Genomic DNA, 23,695 nt, shown 5'->3' with positions numbered 1-23,695 from the left:
TAAGCAAAAATAAGGAAACTTAGGGCTACCGAATTCAACGACGAAATTTCCCATTTTATGAGTAGCCCGCGTCTAAGAGTCCAATTTGAAACGCTTTTCCAACACTTCGACGGTAAAAACAGCGATGTTCAGCTTGAAGACATCACTGAAATTCTGTTCTGCACCCGTCGCAACGCTCGCATTGTTCTAAACAAACTTGAAGAAGAAGGCTGGATTGAGTGGCATCCCGCTGCAGGGCGAGGCAAGCTCTCCCAGCTTATTTTTAAGCGTAGCAAAGCAGACGTGAGTGAAAATCTTGCCAAGCGCTATTTGGAAGAAGGGAAAATTGGCCAAGCGCTCGAAGTATTAGACAGTGACGCGGCAAAACTCACGCAGGTGATCCAAGGCTATCTTGGTTTGCAGCACCGAGAAGGGGAACAGGTGGTTCGTCTACCTTATTACCGACCACTCTCTATGCTCAATCCGCATTTACAGATGCGTAGAACGGAAATTCACATTGCACGGCAAATCTTTAGTGGCTTAACCAAGCTCGATGATAACGACGTTTTGCAACCCGATCTGGCACATACATGGGAAATGCGCAGTGCCAAACACTGGCGTTTTTACCTGCGACCGGGAGTGCGCTTTCACAATGGTGAGCTGCTTACCACCGACATGGTGATCGAAAGCTTACTAGAGCTGCGCAGACTCAACCTTTTTTCTCATCTTCAATCTGTGACCACACCCAGTCCGTGGGTGGTGGATATTCACCTGTTTAAAGACGATTTTCATCTGCCTTTGGCGCTGAGTGAGTCTCAAGCCAAGATATTATTGCCCGAAAGGCTGCGCAGTGAGGATTACCATATTCGCCCAGTCGGAACGGGCCCCTATATGGTTCAATCGAACGACGATAAAAGGCTAATTCTTCGCGCATTTGACGGCTATTTTGGCTTTCGTCCGCTACTGGACCAAGTGGAAGTGTGGGTGATTGACGAAGCGTACTCTTCGATGGTCTACCCAAGCTTAAGCAAGCCCATCATGGACTCTTCCTCGTTATCAGATGAAGTGGAACTCGACCCCGGTTGCACTTTTCTATTGCTTAATAAGCGTAGTGGCGTGGCAAAAGATCCCCGCTGGGCGGAGTTTTTAGCTTCCGTTCTCAACGGCTATCAGCTGTTTAGCTACGTCCCGCAAGAGAAAGTGATCGAACTAGGACTACTGCAAGCGTTTGGTATCAAACCCGGCTGGATCGATCTTTACCCGAAACCCAATATGGAGCCGCCGACAGAGCTAGAACGAATTTCAGTGGCGTATCAAGCTCAACATCCGATGTTTCCCGTGATCGCGAAAACCATTAAGACCATCCTTAAGCGCTATCACATCGATGTGGATTTCGTGAAATACGATGCGTCTTTGCAAGAACCTGAGTGTGTGGATGTTTGGATCAAAGCCATGGGTATTGCGACGAATCGCGATGACGCACTGGCGGGTTGGTTATTGGATTACAGCAACATTGAGTCGATGAGTACAGATGGTGACTTTGCTCGCTGGAGTCAACTCGTAGACCTGTGGCGAGAAGGAGGCTGCGAAGAGTTTCCCGCGCGTGAAATCGGTCGACAGTTAGTGCGTAGTTGCCAAGTTATCCCGATGTTCCATTGTTGGCTAGGGGTTAACAAAGATCACAGTGGTGCACTGCAAAACGCGAAGTGCAATGCGCTGGGCTGGTTTGACTTCAGCCAAGTGTGGGTGAAACCGGAATTAGATAACTGATGGCCAAGCCAAACAAAAAAGCCCCCGAACGAACGGTTGAGATTATTTGCAGCAAATGTCGCGCCTTACTGTTTAAATATCGAAAAGGAGGAAAGGGCGCTTTAGTGAAATGTTTTAAAGAGCGTATCGTCGACAATTACTGTGAAAAAGCATGCCATTGCCCCAACTGTGATAGTGAGTTTGCGCGTGATAGCCTCATCAGAGGCACACCCGCTTATAAAATTATTGGTGGGAAAGCCAAGCTGAAATAGAGTAAAAATAAGGGAAACCACATGGTTTCCCTTTTTGACTAGATCGAATATCACTTTATCTAAGTTTAAATGCGTAGCACTGATACGGTTTTAGTGACAATGTCACTCCGAGCATGTCCAACGAATCGTAGTTATAAATCAGACAGTTAACTTCTTTGTTTTGCAAGTTATCCGGCAACTCTATTGAAACATCTTGATCGCTAAAGTTGTTGATGACCAGCAGTTGCTCATCTTGATGTGAGCGGACATAGGCAAACACACTATCGTGCTCTGCAAACAGTGGGGTGAAATCGCCATAGACGATCGCTGGGTGCTGTTTGCGCAGTTCAATCAGCTTTTGGTAGTGATAGAAAGTGGAATCTGAATCTGCCAATGCTTGTTCCACGTTGATCTCTGGATAGTTCGGATTCACTTCAATCCAAGGTTTCGCCAGACTAAAGCCACCATTCTGAGATGCGGACCACTGCATTGGGGTGCGAGCATTGTCACGGCTGTTCTCATGTATCGCGTCCATCATATGTTGATGTGACACCCCTGATTCTGTTTTCACTTTGTAGAAGTTTAGCGTTTCAATGTCTTTGTATTGCTCTAACGACTCAAACGCGACATTGGTCATACCGATCTCTTCACCTTGGTAGATGTAAGGCGTGCCTTTGAGGAAATGCAACGCCGTTGCCAGCATTTTCGCTGACTCAACACGATAGCTTTGGTCATCACCGTATTTCGAGACTACGCGTGGTAAATCGTGATTGTTCCAAAACAACGAGTTCCAACCTTGGTTCGATAACTCGGTTTGCCACTTGGTCAGTACGTGTTTGAATTGTTTGAGATCAAGAGGAATAGGGCTCCATTTGTCACCGTGTTGCCAAGTGAGCGTGATGTGCTCAAATTGGAACACCATGGAGAGTTCATGACGCTGAGGATCGCTATACAATTTTGCAATTTCAGGGGTTGCTCCCCATGTTTCACCAACGGTCAGCAGATCTTTGTCGCCAAACGTCGCTTTGTTCATTTCCTGCAATAGTGGATGCAGCCTTGGACCATTACCAGTAATACCTTTGTCGATCTCTTTGCCAATCAAGTCGATAACGTCGAGCCTAAATCCACCGATGCCTTGGTCAATCCACCAGTTCATCATCTTGTGTACTTCCTGCTGGACTTTAGGATTCTCCCAATTGAGATCCGGCTGTCGCTTAGAAAATAGATGGAAGTAATACTGTTGTGTTGCTTCATCCCATTGCCAAGCACTGCCTCCAAAAATCGAACCTTGGCCATCGGGCACACTGCCATCTGGTTTTGCATCACGCCAAATATAGTAGTCACGATAAGGGTTGTCTTTTGATTTACGTGCTTCTACAAACCAAGGGTGTTCATCTGAGGTATGGTTGACGACAAGATCCATTACGATGCGGATATCACGCGCTTTTGCTTGATCAAGTAAGTTTTGCATATCAGCCATGGTGCCAAATTCCGCAGCGATATCTTGATAATCAGAAATGTCGTAGCCGTTGTCGTCCATAGGCGACTTATACACGGGCGAGAGCCAAAGCACGTTTACGCCAAGTGTTTTCAGGTAATCGAGTTTGCTAATGATGCCATTTAAATCGCCGATGCCGTCGTTGTTTGAGTCGCAAAAACTACGCGGGTAGATTTGATAGACGACCGCATCGTGCCACCATTTGTTTTCCATTCGCTAAAACCTCTTTAAGCTTTTTGTTAGTGTCAATGTAGTCTTTCTGAGTGCACAATAAAAATAGATTACATTTGGTTTGATATAGGTTTTTTTTATATCATCAGCAACGCATGCCGTGCTAAGTTCAATTGAGGATAAATTAGCCAGCAGAAATGTGATCTTTACCGTTTAACGCCGTGCGCTCCGATGATGTGTGCTGTGCGAGAGATGAACCATGAACAAAAACTATCGTTATTTCTTAACCGTCGCTCATGAACTGAATATCAAACAAGCGGCGGAAAAACTGCATATTAGCCAACCAACGCTGACCGCCGCCATCAAAAAGCTCGAGAGTGATATTGGCGTCTCTCTATTTCATCGCCGATCCAAAGGTGTCGAGTTGACGGAATATGGCCGGATGTTTAAATCTTATGCCCAAGAGCAGCAAGAAAAACACGCTCAGTTGATGCACCGTTTTACCGATATGCAGCAGCGTCATTTTGGTAAGCTAAAAGTTGGTACGGGTGAGGCTTGGTGGGAGCTATTTGTCAAAGAAAGCGTAGAAACCTATCAAGAGCGTATTCCCAATACCTCGCTACACCTCGAATTTGGTAACAACTTGTCGCTTATGCATCATCTGGTTCAAGGGGAGTTGGACCTTTTTGTTGGCCATGAAGTTCAAGGCCTTCATGATCGTTGTAAGGTACATTTCATCCCATTATTTCAAGACAACGAGGCTTACTTTGTGCGTCGTGACCATCCGTTACTGAAAATTCGCTCGAAAGAGAGTGAAAAGCGCCTCGAACAGCAGAAAGGCTATCCGCTGCTGCGTGTCACGCCCGATCATGCCCGTCACCGTTCAGTGCTTGCTGACCACATGACATCACCCTTTGAACTTTCAGCATCCAGGCTAGAAGACAGAGCAATCTATGATGTTGACTCATTGTTCGCAAGTTTAGACCTATTAAAGTGCAGCGATGCGATCATGCCCTATAGTGATCGTATGTGCGAATGGATGGCCGCAAGGGAAATCGAAACGTTGGTGATCAATCGTCAGCAACTCGGTAATGTCGGAATCTATACTGCAAAAGGCGAACTTGATGAAAAAACAATGCAGTTTATCCAGTTATTGAGAGAGCATTATGAGTGATTCAAACCATGACTTTTGTGTGGTGTTGACCACCACCAATGATGATGAGAACAAACACGCGATCATTAAGGCGCTATTGAGCAAACAACTTGCTGCGTGTATTCAAGAAATACCGATGACTAGCCATTATGTTTGGCAAGAAGAGGTTTGCCACGATAGTGAAACGCTGCTGGTGATAAAAAGCAAAAAATCGCTTTATACGCTGGTGGAAGAATCGATACGTGAGTTGCACAACTACGAAGTGCCGCAAATTGTACAACTCGACATTGCTGCGGGCTTTCAGCCCTATTTAAGCTGGATTGCGGCCAACACCTTGGAGACGCAAAAGCATTAATGAGGTAAGTGCACCGAGAGTGTCACACAGCATGTCTTTCTGTGCGTCCCAAATATCACCTTGAGAGCCGAGAAAAGCGATGCCTTCGTCACCACCTGCGAGGGCTGCATACCACCATTCAATAATTTCATAGGCAGCGGCTAAGCTCATAATCGCGAACAGGGCAAACAAAGAAGCAAAAGTGAACGACTGTTTATGCTGTTTCACCAAGTACTCTGCAATGGGATAAGCGTAAAGGCCGATAGAAAAGTGGGCCAAGCGATCATAGTTGTTTCTTTCCGAGCCAATCAGTTGGTTGAACCAATCAAATGGCACTTCGGCGAAAGTGTATTTTGCCCCGATGGTGTGTAGACAAAGCCATACAAACATCAGTAAGTAAGCGGTGCGACTGAAGGTAAAGCGTCGACTGAGCCAAATGATCGTCGCAAGAATGGCAACGGCTGGAATGATTTCGGCAATCCACACTGCGTGAGAGGTCGGCGATACCGCAGAGAAAACGAAGATGACAGCATAGCCGAGCGTCAAGAGCAGCAAAGGATTTTGTTTTGTCATTAAGTTTTCCTTCTTCATCGTGATTCTATTCCCTTAGTTTTCGCGTAAATCGCGTCAAATGATGACAGCTTATTGAACATTGTTCAATTAATTTGTGTGACGCACCATTCACCCTGATGGTTTGGGCGATGTAATCAGAGAGAGTAAGCGGGCATATCGATTACGAAATGTGTTGATAGCTTGCGCGTTGGCACAACATTTAACCGTTTGCGGCAATACATTTCATTAAAGTTTGATTTACATTTGCTTGTACCACTAGAATCCGGACTCTAATTCAAAAAACAAAAAGAAAGTGAAGTCATGAAACTGGAAACTGTCGATTATCTTGCTGATGATGCAGCAGAACAATTTGTCACATCGCTGCGCGAAACTGGGTTTGGCGTCTTGAAAAATCACCCAATTCCGAAAGAGTTGGTGGAATCGATTTATAAGAACTGGTACGAGTTTTTCTCAACGGAGCAAAAGCACGATTTCCATTTTAATGTTGAAACACAAGATGGTTACTTCCCACCGTCGGTTTCTGAAGTGGCGAAAGGGCATAACGTTAAAGACATCAAGGAATACTTCCACGTCTATCCTTGGGGTCAAATGCCCGAGCAGCTCAAAGCAGAAATTATGGAATATTATGAGCGGGCAAATGCCTTTGCTTCCGAACTGCTAGGCTGGGTTGAAGCCCACGCACCGAAAGAGGTTCAGGAAAGATTTTCTGTTGCTCTGTCTGAGATGATCAATGGCAGTGACAAAACCTTATTGCGTGTATTGCACTATCCACCAATGACGGGTGATGAAGAGCCGGGCGCTATTCGCGCGGCTGCGCATGAAGACATCAACTTGTTGACCGTATTACCAGCGGCAAATGAGCCAGGCCTACAAGTGAAAGCGAAAGATGGCAGCTGGATTGACGTGCCGTGTGACTTTGGCAACTTAATTATTAACATCGGCGACATGCTGCAAGAGGCGTCAGGTGGTTACTTCCCGTCAACCACACACCGTGTAATCAACCCTACGGGTGAACGTCAAACGCAGTCGCGCATTTCACTGCCATTGTTCCTTCATCCTAAACCTGACGTAGTTCTTTCTGAGCGCTACACCGCGCATAGCTATCTGATGGAGCGTTTAAGAGAGCTTGGTGTGATTTAATCCTTATTTCACATCACAGACTGTGAGAGACAGCCAATGTGCTGTCTCTTTTTTTCAACACTGCTTCACGAACTGACAGTCAAAATGAAATCTTACTCGACAAATTGGCTATCCTGACTTTGAATAAAAGGAGCAAGCAAATTCAGATAGGCGAATAGGATGCAGCAAACGAATTTGGCGGCCACTTTCCAAACCTACATGGAAAACCCGTTGTTATGGCCGATTTTAGAAGTATTACGTCAGCAGCCAAGTGGCTGGAAGGTACACACTCTCGCTTCACATTTAGGTGAGCTGGGATTGATTCACCAACTTGATCCTTCTCCCGACAAAGATCTTTTTAAGCGCAACTTTTTGATCATGAATGCGCTTTATCAGTTACAAGAAACGCTTTACCCAGACCATTGGCTTCAAGTCGAAGCGATGAACATCGTTTTGATGTCGAGTCACGCCTGCGCTGGCCATACCATAGACGTCGATGATCCTTTAAGAGAATACTACGTCCAGTGGCAAAATTACGAAGCGAATGAAGGGGAAGTTAAACGTCTTTTGAACGAGTTCTGGACGCGTTATCGTCGTTTTGTTGGGCACCATGAAGGAGAACCCATCGACAGAGAAAAAGCGTTGCAGTTATTTGAACTCGATCCACACGCAACGGCCGTTGATATTCGTAAGCGTTGGAGAAGGCTCGCGCTGCGTTGGCATCCAGACCGTGACAACGGCAATGCAGAGCGATTTCGCGTGCTGTGCGAAGCGTGGAACGTTTTACGCCACTGACACCCATTAGCCACTCGGAGCCAATCACGTCTATTGGTTATCTTTGAGTTATTTGGGTGACCACTGCGATCTTCGAACTGCCAATACCACCGTGTTCCACCAAGTCTCTTTAAAGAAGCGGTTTTCTATGAACTCCGCTTCCTGTGTCATGCCAAGTTGACGGCATAACTTAATTGCTGGGCGATTTTTCGCAATGGTTTCGGCGTAAACCCGATGGACATTCAGTTGGTTAAAAGCGAAATCGAGTAGGGCAGACATCGCTTCTACCGCTAAACCACTGTGATGAAAAGTGCGTTTTAAACCGCAACCACTTGAGGCTTGTTGATCATTTTCCAGTCTCAGTCCTGCAATGCCCATGTACTCGCCGGTAAAGCGATCTGTGACAGCAAGATGGAAGGCTTGCCGAGGAGATTGCTGTGCTTGCTCATAGAATAAGTTCACTAAGAATGCACATTTCTCTGCTGAGCAATCTTCATCGGAATAAAAACGTTGGTATTTTGGGTCTTGGCACTGTTGAAAATACGCTTCAACATCGTTAGGCGTGAAATCACGCAGAATCAATCGTTCGGTTGTAATGGTAAATGTCACAGATGGCCCATCTCACAGATAGTTAAGAATAACTAAAGAAAAAGCGCAGTATAAACTGCGCTTTTTATGGACACACGTTATCCGTTAATGGTTGTTACGAAACTGTGACTTTCGCATGCGATTTAACGCTGCCATCACATCAATTGGACGTGGTTTGGCGAGATCGCCATGCTGAGGCATATTTTGGAACCAAGCATCGCCCAATAATTCGTTGATCTGTTTAGCTGGGTTTGAGTTCCATCCAGCGTGTTGGGCAAGCTGATACCAAACCCAACCGATCGCGTTGACTTCATCGCTCGATTCTAACTGCTCAAGTGCAGAAAGGTCTGTAAACTCTTTACCAAAGCGAAGGCTGTCTTTACCTTTCGCCGATACACGGAACTTTCCATCCGTTAGAATGTTCATCAACGCAGAACAATGGAGTGCGCGAGGAGGGAATGTCACCAAAGGTGCCTCAGATTCGTTGTGACGTTGAGTAGGGTGCAACTGAATCACCTCTTTCGCTTTCTCTGTCACATCTAATGCCTGATAGTCGTGCATTTGGATAACGTTATCAGCAACATCCAGATAATCACCAGACCCACCCATCACGATGATGGTGGAGATCGCCAGTTCATCGCGCAATTGACCGATACGGTCCACCAGCGGTGTAATTGGCTCGTCACCCTTTGCCACAAGAGCTTGCATGCGCTCGTCGCGAATCATGAAGTTTGTGGCTGACGTATCTTCATCAATCAATAGCGTTGAAGCGCCCGCTTCGACAGATTCTTGTAACCACGCTGCCTGAGAGGTGGAACCTGATGCATCTTGCGTGGTGAAGTCCGCAGTATCTTTGCCCATTGGCAAATGATTAATGTAGTTGGAAAGATTCAAATGATGAACGCAGCGACCTTCCTCAGCACGAATTTTCATTGCTGAACCATCGGTGACAATGTATTCACGGCCATCACCAGGAATGTGATTGTAAATCGAACGTTCAATGGCATTTAGCAGGGTAGATTTGCCATGAAAACCACCACCGACAATCAAAGTGATCCCTTTCGGAATCCCTAAGCCAGTGACATGGCCACGATTTGGTGCATGTAACGTGACTTGCAGTGATTCTGGTGCGGTGAACTCGACAGCATCTTTCATTGGTAGATCGCAGTTACCAGCCACTCGAGGCAAGATGCTGCCGTTGGCAACAAACGAAACCAGGCCATTGACCTCAAGCTGTTCGCGCAATGCCTCTTGGTCTTCCACAACCTGACAGTGCGTCAATAGTGCTTCTTTATCAAGTTCACGTTCGATCGTGGAACGACGGATAAACTTCGGTAAGTGGAAGGTAATGATATTAATCGCTTTCTTTGCCAGAATGTCACGGCCTTCAGCGGGTAGGTTGACTCGAAAACGCAGTTCAATCCCTTCTTCCGTAAATAATACAGAAGTGCTGTCTAAAACGGTTTGTCCATGCAAAGAAATGGCAATGGCATTTTCTTGCTTGGCGAATTCGGCGAAGCTACGTGCAATGAAATCTCTTGCGCCAAGTTGGAACGCCGCAGACTCCTCTTTTAACCAAGAAAGCCCAGTTAAGGACCAAGCACGAAAAGCGCGGAAACGTGAAGCAGATGCAAAAGGGTCAGATTGAATATGATCAATATACAGATCAAAATCGGTGAAATCGTATTGCCCCTTGATTTGCTGATAAGCGCGATAATTTTGCTTTTCTAGCTTTTTAAGTTTTGCAATCAACTGGTCCATAACAAACGGCCTTTTAGAAACAGAAAGCGGCGATTATAGGAATCGCCGGACCAAGAGTCTAGTACCAAACAATCACTTAGATATGATAAGCGATACGGCTAGAGCCTAAGAAGTTCTGATTGTAGAGCCCCTGCAAAAACTCGCTACAGGGCATGGGTTTACCATAGAGGAAGCCTTGACCGATATCACATCCTTCACGAATTAAAAATGCTTCCTGAAGATCGGACTCAATACCTTCCATCACCACTTCTAAGTCGAGTTTCTTTGCAACGTGAATGATGGAACGGATAATTTCTTTATCTTCTTCTGAGTTATCAATGTGTTGAACAAAACTTTTGTCTATTTTAATCGCATCAAAAGGGTATTTTTTCAGGTAACTAAAAGAAGAATAGCCTGTACCAAAGTCATCAAGTGACAGTGTCACACCAAGATCATGTAATCTTTCAAGCGTTGCTCTAGCAATCACTTCATCACTGATTAAACTGCTTTCTGTCACTTCCAGTTCAAGATATCGAGCAGGTAACTGGTACGCGACAAGCAGTTCTTGGACTTGATCAGCAAAAAGCGGATTTTTTAGCTGAATCGCACTAACGTTAACCGCCACGCGAAAATGCTCTACGATTTCCGACCACTCTTTGGCTTTTTCAATAGCAGAGCGCAACACAAACGCACCCACCTCAAAGATCAGCCCATTCTGCTCAGCCATATGAATCAGGGCTTCATTGGAAATGTCCCCCAAAACGGGGTGGCTCCAACGTAACAAGGCTTCCGCACCAATCCACTTATGAGATTGAGGACACACCTTAGGTTGAAAATAGAGGGTGAGGTCGTCGTTTCTCACCGCTTGAAGTAGATAACTTTCAATTTGATTATGATGCAACAGAGCATCGGCGTGCGTTGCAGAAAAATACGCGTACTGCTGACCAGAATCTTTACACAGCACCATGGCTTGATTGGCGTGTCTTAGTAACTGCTGCGCGCTCTCTGTGTGTACATCTGCCACTGAAACGCCGATAAAAGCATGAAGATGAGCTTCGCTATCACCCACTTTAAAACCTCGTTTTCCGGCATTGATAATGCGATTTAACAGGCTGTCCAAAATTTCAGTGATATTCTCAGCTTGAATTGCAATCACTAGGTCATGGGAGCTAGGTCGCCCAGTAATAGAATCGGCGTCTTCAATGACACCAATTTGATTACGATATATTTTCAGCAAATCATCTAGTAGCGCAAACCCGTATTTGGTCTGGATCGAGCGCGCATTAGTAAAGCCTATGTGTATCACCACGAGACTTGTACTATCTGCTTGCCTAGTATCTAACAAACCCTGCAAATGCTCTTCGAGCGCACTACGATTCAAAAATCCTGTGCCGTGATCGTGGTGTTTTTGATAATGCGCTTGCTGCTCAGCCGCTTTTCGACGATCGATTTCTTGATTCAAGCTGAAGCTCAACCTAGCGAGATTAGTGGTTCTCTTGTCTACGCGAACTCTTAACTGTTCGTTAAGTCGAAGTAGCTTTTGGTGTTGATAGACCACCGCGAGCTGCGCTTCAATGGAGGTTTGAAAACCTGCCAGCAACTCGCGATAAGTGTGGCTAAAGTGGTTTTCTTTGTCATCAAGCATACAAATCGTGCCAAATACTTCGCCATTCGGCCAACGGAGTGGTAAACCACAGTACGAAATCATGCCTAGCTTGATATCAGGATTATGATCCCATACTGGATCAATAAGTGCATTAGGCACCAAAAGCTCGACATTTTCTGCAATCACAGTTTCACAATATAAACCGTGTCCTAGAATCTCCCTATCTCCCTGGTGATAAGGGCTCGATGCACTTTGGCTAGACGAAAAAACTTCGATGTGTTCCGTTGTTAAACGCATAACCAGAGCAGAAGGTACATCTGCGATTTGCGCTAGCAAATTGACAATGCGTTGCCAACTTTCTTGCATTGCCTCTGGAATCTGATAGTCCAGTGTTCTGTATTTTGCCATGGGGCAAACGTCCTTGTTTTTGTGAGCAACGTACTAATGAGTGACAATAGTTATGAAAAGCAGCAGCCCTATTAGTATAGGGGCTCTCAAGTGTGTTACCCAAAAAAATAAGTCCCGAAAAAACTCGGGACTTAGCAAAAGAGAACGCATTCTCACGTGTGAGACGTTCTATTCTATGGCTCTAATTTTAGAATGTTCATTAAGTCAACGGGTTGTGCATAGTCTACCCCTTGAATGTCAAACCCATTGAGTTGCATAAACTCATTTCTGAAGCCTTGATAATCACCGACTTCTTTGAAGTTTTCCGCGTTCATTTGCTCTAGAATCGCGTTTACTTTTTGTTGAATGGCTGGGGACATTTCCCAGTCATCCATTCGAATTAAACGCTCGCCGTCGACCGAAACGTGGTCTTGCCCATAAAGGCGAGTGCTAAACAAACGTTGCATCTGTTCGATACAGCCTTCATGACACTTTTCTTCTTTCATCACACGATAGAGCGCAAGTAGGTAAGGTGAAAGTGCGGGGATGAAAACACTTGCCTTAGTCACCAGTGCCTTACACACCGTCGCATAAGCACCGCCATTAAAATTGGCGAGTTTGAGATTCAGAGAATGACTGGTTTGGTGAAGATCAATCTTTGCTCGACCCAAAGTACCATCACGATAAATTGAATGAGTCGTTTCTGGTCCGACATAGGAAAACGCGATGGTTTGGCAACCCTCTGCAATGGATTCTGCGTTGATCAAGGTATCAATCCAACTTTCCCAGTCTTCGCCCCCCATCACTTTGATGGTATTCAACGCTTCATCTTCCGTGGCAGGATCTAAGGTTGTTTCTACCCACTGCTCAAGCTCCAAATCAATAGAAGCGCCAGTGACTGTTTGACCATAGGGTTTTATCACACTGCGCCAAAATTCACCCGGTCGATTTGGAATCGGGCGAACACCAGTGGCAAGGCTGTAGATAACTAAATCAACTTCACCCTCAAAGTAGGTTTCAATCGCTTCAATGACTTGTGCACGCGTCTCTGCTGAAAACGCATCTCCGACAATGTTGATCGCAATACGACCTTCTTTTTCTGCTTGCTGCCTAAAAAAGATGTTGTTGTACCAACCCGCACTGCCAGATCCTTTTTCAGAAGGGCCTCGTTCAAATGAGACACCGATGGTGTCTGCCTGTGCGCCACCAAAAGTGAGGGCTATCCGAGCGGCAAGGCCAAAACCAGAAGACGCACCAAGAATCAGAACACGTTTAGGTCCTTGTGAAATCTGTGGTGCATTTTTTACGAATGCTATCTGTTTTTTTATTGCCGCTTCGCAACCATAAGGATGAGCAGAACGAGCAACAACGCCTTGAATAATCGGTTCTATACGCATGCAGTATTCCTGACTAGGGGAGAATTGCATTAGGCTAACGTAAAGAAACGTAAAATGATTTGAGCTAGACCATTAAAATCAGAGATGTTTGGAAAACGTTTCCGCAACAAACTGAGCGATCCAAGGCTGTGCATCAGCGGTAGGGTGAAGACCGTCTTGCATCATCCATTCTGGTTTCACGATCACTTGTTCTAAGAAAAAGGGCAGCAACGGGACTTGATGATGCTCAGCCAGTGTTGGGTAGAGTTCAACAAAGGCGTCGGTATAACGCTTACCGTAATTGGGTGGAACACGGATTTGCATTAACGCGACTTTCGCTTGCGAACTTTTACTCATCTGTATGATGCGTGAGAGGTTTGAGGAGATCACTTTATGCGGGAAACCACGCAAGCCATCGTTGGCGCCCAGCTCAATCAGAACCCAATCGGGAGAATGCGTTTTTAGTAGCTCTGGCAATCTTGCGAGGCCATTGCCTGTGGTATCACCAGAAATACTGGCATTGATCACTTCGACGTTTTTTCCGTATATGTTCAATGCCTCTGGTAACAAATTTGGCCAAGCCTGTTCTGCCGACATGTTGTATCCTGCACTCAGGCTGTCACCCAGAATCAACACTTTCTCAGCTGCGTGAGTCACGCCAGAAAGGAAGAAAATAATAACGAAGGAAATAAATCTGACCATGCAATCTCCAGTAATCAAAGCCGAATCTGTTGGTAAACAAGTCTCTACTAATAACGAGCAGTTAACAATCCTAAAAAATGTAAATCTTGTGATAGAAGAGGGAGAAAGTGTCGCGATCGTTGGCACGTCGGGCGCTGGTAAATCGACTTTAATGACGTTGTTAGCGGGGCTCGATGTCGCATCGACTGGCGAGGTTTATTTACTTGGTAAGCCACTATCGAAGCTTGATGATGAAGAACGAGCAGCAATAAGAAGTGAGCATATCGGTTTTGTCTTCCAAAGCTTTTTGTTGATCCCCAGTCTAACCGCGTTGCAAAACGTCACATTGCCTTGTCTATTGAAAGGGCAAGAAGAGGACATTGAGCGAGCAAAAACACTACTTGAATCAGTCGGCCTTGCGTCACGGGTCCATCATTTGCCTAGTCAACTCTCTGGTGGCGAGCAGCAACGCGTTGCCCTTGCACGTGCGTTTATGACCCAACCTAAGATTCTATTTGCAGACGAACCCACAGGAAATCTTGATCAAAACACGGCCGAGAAAATTATCGAACTGCTGTTTGAACTCAATCAACAGCATGGAACCACCCTTGTTTTGGTTACACATGACACCAAGCTTGCTCATCGTTGCCAAAAAATATTCAAGATGAACGCCGGACAACTGGTTGGGGTGGAATAAGATGGGGAAAATGACACTTAATCGTCGTTTGACACAATGGAGTTTAGAGGAAATCCGACACGGGAACTTATGGCCGATTAGTGTGGCACTGGTTTTGATCATCTCGTCTGTGTTCGCATTATCAGCGTTGGCAACTCGCATGGAGCAGGTGATTGTAAAACAAGGGAAAGATGCCTTAACCGCCGATACCGTGTTTGTTTCAGCCAATCCTTTGCCGCCGACGTTGCAGTCCGCAGTGGCGGCGCAAGGCGAAGCGGTTAACACATCACGAATGACGCGTTTTGCGACCATGGCGTTTAGCGAAAACGAAATGCAATTAGTGACGGTGAAAGCGGTGGAGTCCAATTATCCGCTGCTGGGTGAACTGCGCTTAGCGGGCAGTAGTGGCATTGAAACGAGAGTGGCGCCCGGAGAGTTATGGCTTGATGCTCGAGTGAAAGAGCGTCTTGACGTTAATTTAGGTGACAATGTCACAATTGGTGATGCAAATTTTTCTGTTACCGGTTTTATCGAATCCGAGCCAGGACTAAGCTTTAACCCATTTCAGCAAATGCCCGCTGTTTACATCCATCTAGAGGATGTTGAAAAAACAGGCGCAGTTCAAATTGGTAGTCGAGTACAGTACCGTCTTTATCTGACGGGAGAAAAGAGCCATTTACAACCCATTAAAGACAGTGTGAACCTCACACCGAGTGATCGTTGGCGAGATCAAGAAAATGCAGACAGAAGCAGCGAGGTGTTTGAGCGCACCAGTCAGTATTTGTCACTGACGGTAGCGATCGTCATCATTATGGCCGCAACAACCCTGGTTTTAACTTGTCAAAATTACGTTGTCACGCGTAAGCAAACCATCGCGATGCTTAAAAGTATTGGTGCGCGACGAGCTTGGATTGTACGTTGGTTGGCGATTCAACTGACGATTCTCTTCGTTATCGCTTCAGTCATTGGCATCGTCATTGGTTTAGGTTTAGAACAATTATTAAGAGTTCCACTGAAAGATTTGCTGCCAGATCCGTTGCCGAGTTTTGGCGTGGAGCCTTTTATCGTTTCGTTGGCAACAGCATTATGTATCGCGATACCTGCGCTTGGCATTCCACTCTCCGCATTGCTCAGAACATCAGCCGTGAGTGTAATGCAAGATAACGATGACACAATAAGTCGGAACTGGCGTAGCCTCACGTTAGTGTTTGTTCCTATTGTTCCTATGCTGGTTAACTACTACAACAATGTGATGGTTTGGGTGGTGCTGGTTTCGATGGTGACACTCTTTCTTGTACTCGCACTCATCGGTTTGGGATTGAGTCGTCTATTGACACGTTTTCCACTCACCACCCCCGTTAAACTCGCCTTGAGCCGAATCAATCGCTCAGCATTGAGCAGTGGTTTGCAATTAGGGGCTTTGGCATTGTCCCTGATGTTATTGGCGATCATTTGGTTAGTACGAACGGATTTGCTGCTCGATTGGCAAAGAACACTACCTGCAGACGCGCCCAATGTGTTTGCTTTGAACATTGCAGACTACGAAAAAGAGGCATATCTGGCGTCGTTAGATCAGAGCCAAATTCCTCGTTCAGATGCGTTTCCAATCATCCGTGGACGTTTCACGGAAATAAATGGCGTTGATGTCAACGAATCCAAAGACAATGAAGGGCGCGATCGCAGTGATGCAGTGAGCCGAGAGCTCAATTTGACGTGGTCTGATCAACTACCGAGTTATAACCAAGTTATCGAAGGCTCATGGGTCCCTAAGCTTGCTGTATCGGTCGAGTCTGAAGTGGCAAACGAAATGGGGATAAAAATTGGTGACGAACTCACTTTTGTTATCAGTAGCCAAACCTTCAAAGCGACGGTGAACACCATTCGCAAAGTAGAGTGGCGCGACATGAAACCCAATTTCTATTTTATATTTTCTAACGATGTGATGGCATCCATGCCTGGTTCGTATTTGGTGAGTTATCGAATTGAAGAGCAGCAGGTGAGTGTATTGAACCAGTTGTCGCGTGCACATCCCACCGTCACTGTGTTAGATATCCGTACCATGGCGACCAAGATACAAAGCTTGATCGAGCAAATCGTTTGGTCTATTTCAATTCTTGCCGTGCTCGGCGTAATAGCAGGCCTAATGCTCATCTTTACGCTACTTCGACTGAGCTTATCGCAAAGGCAACAAGAGATTCGCCTATATCGAACCTTAGGTGCGTCTAAAAAGCGTGTCACGCAAACCATTTGGGCCGAATTTGGCCTAATGGCATTCATTGCGAGCATTGTCGCTACTTTTGGCGCAGAGCTCGCTGTTGCCGGTGTGATGCGATTTGGTTTTGAGCTGACGACACAGTGGCACCCGCAACTATGGCTTATGTTACCAACCGTTGCTCTCATCACGCTCTTTGGCGTTGTTGCAAGTTTAATCAAGAAGTTATTGACACCTGTCAACAATGCATATTCCTAGGTTGATATGGCTTTTGTCCCAGTTATCCACAAAATCAGTGGATAACTTTTGGGATAAGTAAACGGCCAAAATAGTGCAAATCCAGCAGAGTCATTGAACCACTTGAGTTAGCGCATTTGGGTTATTCACATTTAAGCAAAAGCGTGTTGTCGACATAATCTCGTCAAGCTTTTTTTGATAAATTTATAGCATGCGTTTGAATTGAGCTAAAACGAATAAAAAGCCGTCAAGTGCCAGTAACCGCAGGGAATTTGTGATTTTATTAACGCTTGAACACGGGTAGAATCTGACGTCAGAATTCATAGTGATAGTTGAAAAATGAATAAGTTAAACTCACGTGTCGATGGTGTACACATTGCTGTCGTTGGTGGTGGTGTTGCAGGAGCAACTGCCGCAATACACTTTTCTGAGCTCGGTTTTAAAGTGACCTTGCTTGAAAAAGGCCCGTCACTGGTGAACGGCCCTCCCATTTGCCATCTGCACGCTGGTGGAAACTTATATAGAGAGATTTCGACAGAGCAGTGTATCGAGCTGCTCAAACAATCTATAGACAGTGTTCGCTTGTTCCCAAGTAGCATCAACATTCGTCCTACCGTCATTGCGATACCAAAGACAGATGAAGGGCAGCCAGAGGATTTGTTGACGCGTCTCGAGGCCATTGCTAAAACTTACAAAGCCCTAGTCGAACAAGAACCCAGAAATCAAGTGCTCGGGCACCCTGACCATTATTACAAGTTGTATACTCAAGCTGACCTTGAGTTACTTGCCCAGCGAGTTCAACCTACTCATCCCTCTACAATGGATGAATGGGTCATTCCATTTGCTCGCCATGCCAATTTAAATCAATTAAAGTATCCAGTGGTGATGGTTCAAGAGTTTGGTTGGAGCGTTTTCAGGCTTTCTGCGATTGCCAGCTTGGCTTTGGAGCAATTTCCCTCAACAAAAGTGCTTTGCAATACCGAATTACAAAGTGCTAGTTGGGATGGCAGACAATGGTCACTTAATGTATCAGAACAGGAATCGCCAATTTTCGCTGATTACTTGGTGAATGCTTGCGGGTTCGAAACGGGAACCGTTGACGACCGTGTAGGTGTGCAAACACAACGACTCGTTGAGTTTAAAGCGGCCTACGTCACCCGTTGGGCGCAATGTTCCGAAGAGTGGCCGGAAGTCATTTTTCACGGCCCACGTGGCACACCTCAGGGTATGGCACAATTAACCCCTTACGCTGATGGCATTTTCCAACTGCACGGTATGACTCAAGAGATCACCTTATTTGAAGATGGATTGGTAAGTAGTAATCATCAATCTTCACAGCCTCGTTTGCCATTGCAGTACATGAAAAAGATTCAACAAGGTTGGGATGAGGATGTATTGAACGCGAGAACCCAAGGAGCAATCGAGCACATGGCGCAGTTTATCCCCGACTTTCACGCTGCTCACGCAGCGGGTAAAGCCCTGTTCGGTGCTCAGCAAATTCCAGGCAATGACGTCACATTGCGTGCGGCAGATGTTGCGTTTTCAACTAACAATTATGCGTGCATTGAAATTGTCAAAGCCTCTTCCGCTCTGCAAGCCGCTCAGAAAACCCTTGAACACTGGTTCGAGCTGCCTATTTCAAATGACATCGAAGCGCAGCACCCAGTGACACAATCATTAAGTGCGGATGAAGTGGAACAGAGAGCGATTATGTTGGCAGAAATGCGTGACTATCCCATTGCGTTGGCTAAGACAACGGGAGAGGCTTTGTTTCGCAAATCAGCCTCTCACAAATAAAAAAGAAGAGAAGTGGGTAAGTTATTTTTCGTTGTCGAAACAACGATATTAGTGATGCCTTAGACCTAAGCGATGGTTGACGCACATAAACTAATAACCGAAAAATCTTGCCCACTGACACCACACATCTTGCAATCCTTCGCGATCTCCTTTCACAAAACGCACTTCTTGACCCGGTTTAGCTTGTGCAAGGCGCGGTATGTCGATTCGCGCAACACAACCGATTTTGGGATACCCACCAATGGTCTGCCGATCGTTAAGTAGAACAATAGGATGTCCACTTGGGGGGACCTGAATTGCCCCTAGTGTAATGCCTTCTGACAAAATGCCACTGTATGGAGGAATGATTTTACCTTGGTTCAGCCGATAGCCCATACGGTTGGAGTTTGTATCGACTTCAAAACGGGTTTGGTATAGACGCTCGCGTTCGTTAGGATCAAAATCCTGCGCTTGAAATCCCTCGATCACTCGAAGTTTCAAAGGAAGGTTGTAATCTGGTTTAAAGCGGAACGTCAGCGCGCGCGGTTTGCTCTTGGGTAGAGGATGCGAGGTGAAGAAGAGCATGTCGTTCGCTTGTAGCACTGAACCATCTTGACTCAATCCGCCCAAATGATCTCGACTCACGGCACTGCTGCTGCCAAGATGCAAAGGAACATCGAAGCCCCCTTTAACGGATAAATAAGCCCTAAGACCATTTCTCGGTAAACCAAACGATAAAATGTCGCCTTGCTTGGCAACGAAGTCACTCCAGTTGTTTAACGAGGCACCATTAAGGCAAGCCGTTAAGTCTCCGCCACAAATGGAAAGATGGCAATCAGCCAATACTTCGAACACCGTTTGGCCCAATGTGATCTCAATTGATGTAAGATTGACGGGGTTTTCCAGCAAATAGTTTGACCAACTGTATGCATAATCGTCTACCGGACCGCCTTGTGTAATACCAACATGAGCTAACCCAAAGCGTCCGAAATCCTGCACTAAACTTAGTGGGCCAGCCTTAATCACTCGAAGGGATCCTTGGCTCATAGAGTGCCTCCTAAATGCAGAAATTCATCTTTTGCAATTGGCTTAAAGGTGACAATGTCACCGATGGAGAAGAGGGTAATAGGCTGCTGATTGGGTTGATAAACTTCACTTGGCGTTCGGCCTATGATATTCCATCCTCCGGGGCTATCACTCGGATAGATTGCGGTTTTCGTCTCTGCAATAGCGACACTTCCTTTGGGAACTTTTACCCTTGGTGAAGCCAGTCTTGGGAGCGACAAACGGCTATCAACACCAGAAAGAAACGCGAAACCGGGAGTAAATCCCACAGCAGAGACTTCATAGTCAGTTTGAGAGTGCAAGTCAATCAGCTGTTCGAGATCAATTCCATTTTCTTGAAATCTCACGAGATCAAGAGCGGTTTCAGCTGCATAGTAAACAGGGATCAGGTGGCGGATCGGCTTTGTTTCTAATTCCATTTTCACTTGCTCTGTCAACAACGCATGAAGTTGCCTAACGATAGCGGCTTCATTCAATCGAAAGGGAAGATATTCCACCAGTATGGTGTGATAGGCTGGGACGACGTTCATTACTGAGCTTTGCAGATGAAGGCCGATAGCCCCAGCATATTTGCCAATGTCAGCTTCTATGAAGTTTTCATCAAAGTGAATCATAAGTGCACATTCAGCAACAGGGGTAATAGTAAACCTATGATGTGGCAAAGTGACTCCTTAAAGCCGAGAGATAGCTTGGCTAATTCGTTGAACAAGTGCGATGGACTCAGGGTTGTCACCGTGCACACTGATAGTATCGGCTTCAATCGCTAGCCGACCACCATTACGAGTATTGACACAGCCATAGGACGCAATTTGCAGAGCCTGATTATAAATATCATCAGCTTGGTGAAACACAGCGTTAGGTAAAGAGCGAGGCGTCAGTTTGCCATCATCGTCGTACTGGCGATCGGCAAATGCTTCAAACAGTAGTGGGACATCATAGATGTCGGCGATGTCAAGATAACGCTGATTGTCTGACGTTGCCAAAATCATCAATGGAATACCAAATACAGACACCGCCTCGCATATAGCTCGAAAGGTTTCTTCACTGTCCATCATGTCATTGTAAAGCGCACCATGAGGTTTTACGTAGTGGAGTTTAACGTCACGATATTGACAAAACGCTTTTAAAGCACCGACTTGATAGAGCACTAATTCCGTTACTTGTGCAGGCGTATGAGGGAGGCTACGACGACCAAAGCCCACAAGATCTTGATAGCCAGGATGCGCCCCCACTTCGACATTGTAATGCTTTGCCAATGCCACGGTTTTAGACATAACGGAAGGATCTGATGCGTGAAAGCCGCAAGCAATGTTTGCCATGTCAATCCAAGGCATCACCATTTCGTCGGATCCCATCTTCCAATTGCCAAAGCTTTCGCCCATGTCGCAATTTAGAGTCACTCTTTGTTTATTCACTATTCTTTAAACCATCCTTGCTAGTAACTTACCTAAGTTGGCTGAAAACACTCGGTATGACAGTGATCAGCCTCATCCTTTACTTAAGCCACCACGATGATGGATGAAAGTAGGGGATATTCGCCATAATCTATAACGAAAAGAATAACAGTCGATAGCGCTCTATGAGAATTTATTCGCGTTTGTTCAGTACATTACCGTTGTCTAGGTCTCTTTTTTGTTGTTTTGAGCCAAGTTTAAGGCGGCTTTCTACACAGGGAGGCCTTTGATGTTTCCTTCCAAAGGTTTATCCATTAAATACAAGTTACTGTTACCAACTCTGCTCTCTGGCACTTTGCTATTTGCTTTTACACAAGTGGTTCAGATGTGGAAAAGCACACAGTTAGAGTTTGAACATCAGTCTCAGCAAATTGCTCTTCTAGTGCAGTCCACTTCTGCACAGCTTGATGACACGATACTAGTCAACGATATGGCATCGATCAATGAGTTACTCTCGATTTACACAGTGAATCCCTTCGTCTATCAGGTCAAATTAGAAAGTCCAGACAAAAGGTTGATCTTTCATTTCCAAGCCAATGAGAATGGTTACCTAAAAGCTCTGCGTCAACAACTGGAATACAGCCCCTTCGCTTTGTTCCAAACAATGACCATAGAACAAGATATTGCTTCGGAAGAAAAAACGCTTGGTGTACTAACGGTGGCCCTGCATTCACACAATCTCGAGAAGTTACAGGTTCAAATTATCCAAAGCAGCGCACTTGCCGTCATTGTCATGTTGACTTGCTGCTTACTCATCGGTTGGATGATTCAACGTATTGTCCTAGATCGTATCTATCAACTTCACATCAGCGTACAAGAAATGGTCGAGGGTAGGGTTAAAAATAACAAACTCACTGCAAAATCAAACGATGAATTCGGGATCTTGCTCTCTGCCTTTGATCATTTGAGTGCTCAGTTAGCTTATAAAGAAAATCAGATATCTCATACACTTCGTCATTTAGAACAAGAAATAACTTTAGCAAATGATGTGATTGAGGGGAGTCCAAATGCTTTACTGCTCGTTAACAACAAAGGGGAGATTCTGCGTCATAACATCGCCGCCAGCACACTTTTACAACGTACTCGATCAGAGATAGCAAACAACAATCTGGTTGATCTCATGCAGTTCAAAGAACCCTATTCACTCTCTAGAATTTTGTCTTTCAGTGAGAACCTTTCCGATCTGGTTGCCGAGAGTCAGTTGAAGGATCAACAAAGAATAGTTCTGAGGGTTTCGACAACCAAGTTAAACAGCCATCCATTGCTCATAGTTTCTATCGAGGACATCACGGAAATTCAACAAGCCATCAACAGACAACGAATCGCCGCAGATGTCTTTGAGAACAGTCAAGACGGCCTACTGGTGGTTGACAGCTTAGGCTCAATAAGTATGACGAACGCGGCGCTAACTCGTATGCTCGGTTACACGGAAGAGAAACTCGTTGGGCAGCCGCTCCTCAAAGCGATAGATTGGCACGAAACCCACAAACTCATGCCAACGATTTATGAATCAGTGGAACATTACGGGCAATGGCAAGGAGAGATTCTAGAGAAGCACTGTAACGGCAATTTTATCCCACTTTTCGTGAAAATTAGTCGAATGACCAAGAAAGTAGGAAACAATGATGCTTTTGATATGGTGATTATTTTCACTGATCTCTCTGGAACGAAAGAGATGGAGAGATTGGAGTATCTTGCCCATCACGATGCCCTTACTGGTTTGGCAAACCGTTCCAAACTCAACTCAGAACTTGAGCAACTATTAAAACGCGGCAGTTACTCAAACAACGACTTCTCTATTTTCTACATGGACTTAGACGGATTCAAATACGTCAATGATACTTTTGGCCATGATGCTGGTGATGAAGTGCTTAAGGTGGTATCAAAAAGGCTGTTAAATGAGGTGAGAAGTGATGATTTGGTTGTTAGGCTCTCGGGAGATGAATTCGTTTTGCTCATAAAACGCGCAGACATTCATTCGGTCACCGTACTCAGTGAGCGCATCCTAGAGAGCATAAAGAAACCTATCGAGTATCAAAATCAGATAATGAGCGTTGGATGCAGTATTGGCGTGAAGTTAGTTGGGCAATCTGAAACAGATATTGAACGTATTTTAAAAAGCGCCGACACCGCAATGTACAAAGCGAAAAAGTTGGGTAAGGGGAGAGCGATACTGATTGGAGCAGAGCACATTGAGCACTCATCAGACGAGGTTACTTCGGAATAAACTTTGATCCAAATCGGAAATACCGCAAGTTTTGCGTAAATATCTAGCATAATGCTAATGAACTGTTAC

The 23,695-nt window shown here is 45.5% G+C and carries 20 protein-coding genes; 10 read left to right on the top strand and 10 right to left on the bottom strand.

Translation table 11 applies throughout. The features are described 5' to 3' along the window. Positions 1-57 precede the first annotated feature (57 nt). Positions 58-1,749, top strand: a complete 1,692-nt coding sequence (locus FC652_RS13970) for an SgrR family transcriptional regulator (RefSeq protein WP_176299074.1) — start codon at positions 58-60, stop codon at positions 1,747-1,749. Next, on the top strand, positions 1,749-2,000 hold the full coding sequence (locus FC652_RS13965; RefSeq protein ID WP_017790901.1) for a hypothetical protein: 252 nt from the start codon (positions 1,749-1,751) through the stop codon (positions 1,998-2,000). The genes FC652_RS13970 and FC652_RS13965 overlap by 1 nt, the downstream gene beginning before the upstream one ends. A gap of 55 nt (positions 2,001-2,055) precedes the next feature. On the opposite strand, the gene FC652_RS13960 is transcribed toward FC652_RS13965, so the two are convergent. Further along, positions 2,056-3,690, bottom strand: coding sequence for an alpha-glucosidase (locus FC652_RS13960; RefSeq protein ID WP_176299073.1), 1,635 nt, complete (start codon positions 3,688-3,690; stop codon positions 2,056-2,058). Positions 3,691-3,907: 217 nt separating this feature from the next. On the opposite strand from FC652_RS13960, the gene FC652_RS13955 reads away from it, so the two are divergent. Both FC652_RS13955 and cutA read left to right on the top strand, forming a co-directional pair. Continuing rightward, on the top strand, positions 3,908-4,822 hold the full coding sequence (locus tag FC652_RS13955) for a LysR family transcriptional regulator (RefSeq protein ID WP_176299072.1): 915 nt from the start codon (positions 3,908-3,910) through the stop codon (positions 4,820-4,822). Further along, positions 4,815-5,156, top strand: coding sequence for a divalent-cation tolerance protein CutA (gene cutA / locus FC652_RS13950; protein ID WP_011152092.1), 342 nt, complete (start codon positions 4,815-4,817; stop codon positions 5,154-5,156). The genes FC652_RS13955 and cutA overlap by 8 nt, the downstream gene beginning before the upstream one ends. Here cutA and FC652_RS13945 read toward each other — a convergent pair. Next, entirely contained in the window at positions 5,112-5,708 is a 597-nt protein-coding gene (locus FC652_RS13945; protein ID WP_026050845.1) for a DUF2238 domain-containing protein, read from the bottom strand. The two genes, cutA and FC652_RS13945, sit on opposite strands and share 45 nt — an antisense overlap. A 300-nt stretch (positions 5,709-6,008) precedes the next feature. Between FC652_RS13945 and FC652_RS13940 the strand changes: the two genes are divergently transcribed. Both FC652_RS13940 and FC652_RS13935 read left to right on the top strand, forming a co-directional pair. Continuing rightward, positions 6,009-6,848 carry an isopenicillin N synthase family oxygenase gene (locus FC652_RS13940; RefSeq protein WP_154185529.1) on the top strand — a complete coding sequence of 280 codons (840 nt, stop codon included), beginning with the start codon at positions 6,009-6,011 and terminating at the stop codon, positions 6,846-6,848. A 159-nt stretch (positions 6,849-7,007) separates the two neighbouring features. Then, positions 7,008-7,622, top strand: coding sequence for a DNA-J related domain-containing protein (locus FC652_RS13935; protein WP_011081231.1), 615 nt, complete (start codon positions 7,008-7,010; stop codon positions 7,620-7,622). Between the two features lie 48 nt (positions 7,623-7,670). On the opposite strand, the gene FC652_RS13930 is transcribed toward FC652_RS13935, so the two are convergent. The 5 genes from FC652_RS13930 to tesA form a co-directional block, all read right to left on the bottom strand. Continuing rightward, positions 7,671-8,210 carry a GNAT family N-acetyltransferase gene (locus tag FC652_RS13930; RefSeq protein ID WP_176299071.1) on the bottom strand — a complete coding sequence of 180 codons (540 nt, stop codon included), beginning with the start codon at positions 8,208-8,210 and terminating at the stop codon, positions 7,671-7,673. Positions 8,211-8,294: 84 nt separating this feature from the next. Next, positions 8,295-9,950: an ABC-ATPase domain-containing protein gene (locus FC652_RS13925; RefSeq protein WP_176299070.1), complete on the bottom strand. Its 1,656-nt coding sequence runs from the start codon at positions 9,948-9,950 to the stop codon at positions 8,295-8,297. A gap of 76 nt (positions 9,951-10,026) precedes the next feature. Next, on the bottom strand, positions 10,027-11,943 hold the full coding sequence (locus FC652_RS13920; protein WP_176299069.1) for an EAL domain-containing protein: 1,917 nt from the start codon (positions 11,941-11,943) through the stop codon (positions 10,027-10,029). Between the two features lie 173 nt (positions 11,944-12,116). Then, positions 12,117-13,319, bottom strand: coding sequence for an enoyl-ACP reductase FabV (gene fabV / locus FC652_RS13915; RefSeq protein ID WP_176299068.1), 1,203 nt, complete (start codon positions 13,317-13,319; stop codon positions 12,117-12,119). Between the two features lie 78 nt (positions 13,320-13,397). Then, complete coding sequence (tesA, locus tag FC652_RS13910) at positions 13,398-14,000, bottom strand: multifunctional acyl-CoA thioesterase I/protease I/lysophospholipase L1 (RefSeq protein ID WP_176299067.1); 603 nt, start codon at positions 13,998-14,000, stop codon at positions 13,398-13,400. Between tesA and FC652_RS13905 the strand changes: the two genes are divergently transcribed. The 3 genes from FC652_RS13905 to FC652_RS13895 all read left to right on the top strand — a co-directional run bounded on the left by FC652_RS13905 (position 13,999) and on the right by FC652_RS13895 (position 18,901). Beyond that, positions 13,999-14,676 carry an ABC transporter ATP-binding protein gene (locus tag FC652_RS13905; RefSeq protein WP_176299066.1) on the top strand — a complete coding sequence of 226 codons (678 nt, stop codon included), beginning with the start codon at positions 13,999-14,001 and terminating at the stop codon, positions 14,674-14,676. The two genes, tesA and FC652_RS13905, sit on opposite strands and share 2 nt — an antisense overlap. A 1-nt stretch (position 14,677) precedes the next feature. Beyond that, entirely contained in the window at positions 14,678-17,125 is a 2,448-nt protein-coding gene (locus FC652_RS13900) for an ABC transporter permease (RefSeq protein ID WP_176299065.1), read from the top strand. A gap of 318 nt (positions 17,126-17,443) precedes the next feature. After that, positions 17,444-18,901: an FAD-dependent oxidoreductase gene (locus FC652_RS13895; protein ID WP_176299064.1), complete on the top strand. Its 1,458-nt coding sequence runs from the start codon at positions 17,444-17,446 to the stop codon at positions 18,899-18,901. Between the two features lie 90 nt (positions 18,902-18,991). Here the strand turns inward: FC652_RS13895 and FC652_RS13890 are convergent, their stop codons facing one another. From FC652_RS13890 to FC652_RS13880, 3 genes are read right to left on the bottom strand one after another with little or no spacing between them, the layout of a single operon-like run. After that, on the bottom strand, positions 18,992-19,927 hold the full coding sequence (locus FC652_RS13890) for a biotin-dependent carboxyltransferase family protein (protein WP_176299063.1): 936 nt from the start codon (positions 19,925-19,927) through the stop codon (positions 18,992-18,994). Further along, on the bottom strand, positions 19,924-20,607 hold the full coding sequence (locus FC652_RS13885) for an allophanate hydrolase subunit 1 (protein WP_176299062.1): 684 nt from the start codon (positions 20,605-20,607) through the stop codon (positions 19,924-19,926). Before FC652_RS13885 ends, FC652_RS13890 begins: the two co-directional genes overlap by 4 nt. Positions 20,608-20,616: 9 nt before the next feature. Continuing rightward, a complete protein-coding gene (locus FC652_RS13880; protein ID WP_176299061.1) occupies positions 20,617-21,360 on the bottom strand; it encodes a 5-oxoprolinase subunit PxpA in 744 nt (247 codons plus the stop codon). 268 nt (positions 21,361-21,628) lie between these two features. On the opposite strand from FC652_RS13880, the gene FC652_RS13875 reads away from it, so the two are divergent. After that, positions 21,629-23,626: a sensor domain-containing diguanylate cyclase gene (locus FC652_RS13875; RefSeq protein ID WP_176299060.1), complete on the top strand. Its 1,998-nt coding sequence runs from the start codon at positions 21,629-21,631 to the stop codon at positions 23,624-23,626. The last annotated feature ends 69 nt before the right edge of the window (positions 23,627-23,695 follow it).

The organism is Vibrio sp. 05-20-BW147, assembly GCF_013369385.1.
GTDB classification, from domain to species: domain Bacteria; phylum Pseudomonadota; class Gammaproteobacteria; order Enterobacterales; family Vibrionaceae; genus Vibrio; species Vibrio floridensis.
The sequence above is the reverse complement of the archived record's forward strand: the minus strand, read 5'-3'. Positions and strand labels throughout refer to the sequence as shown.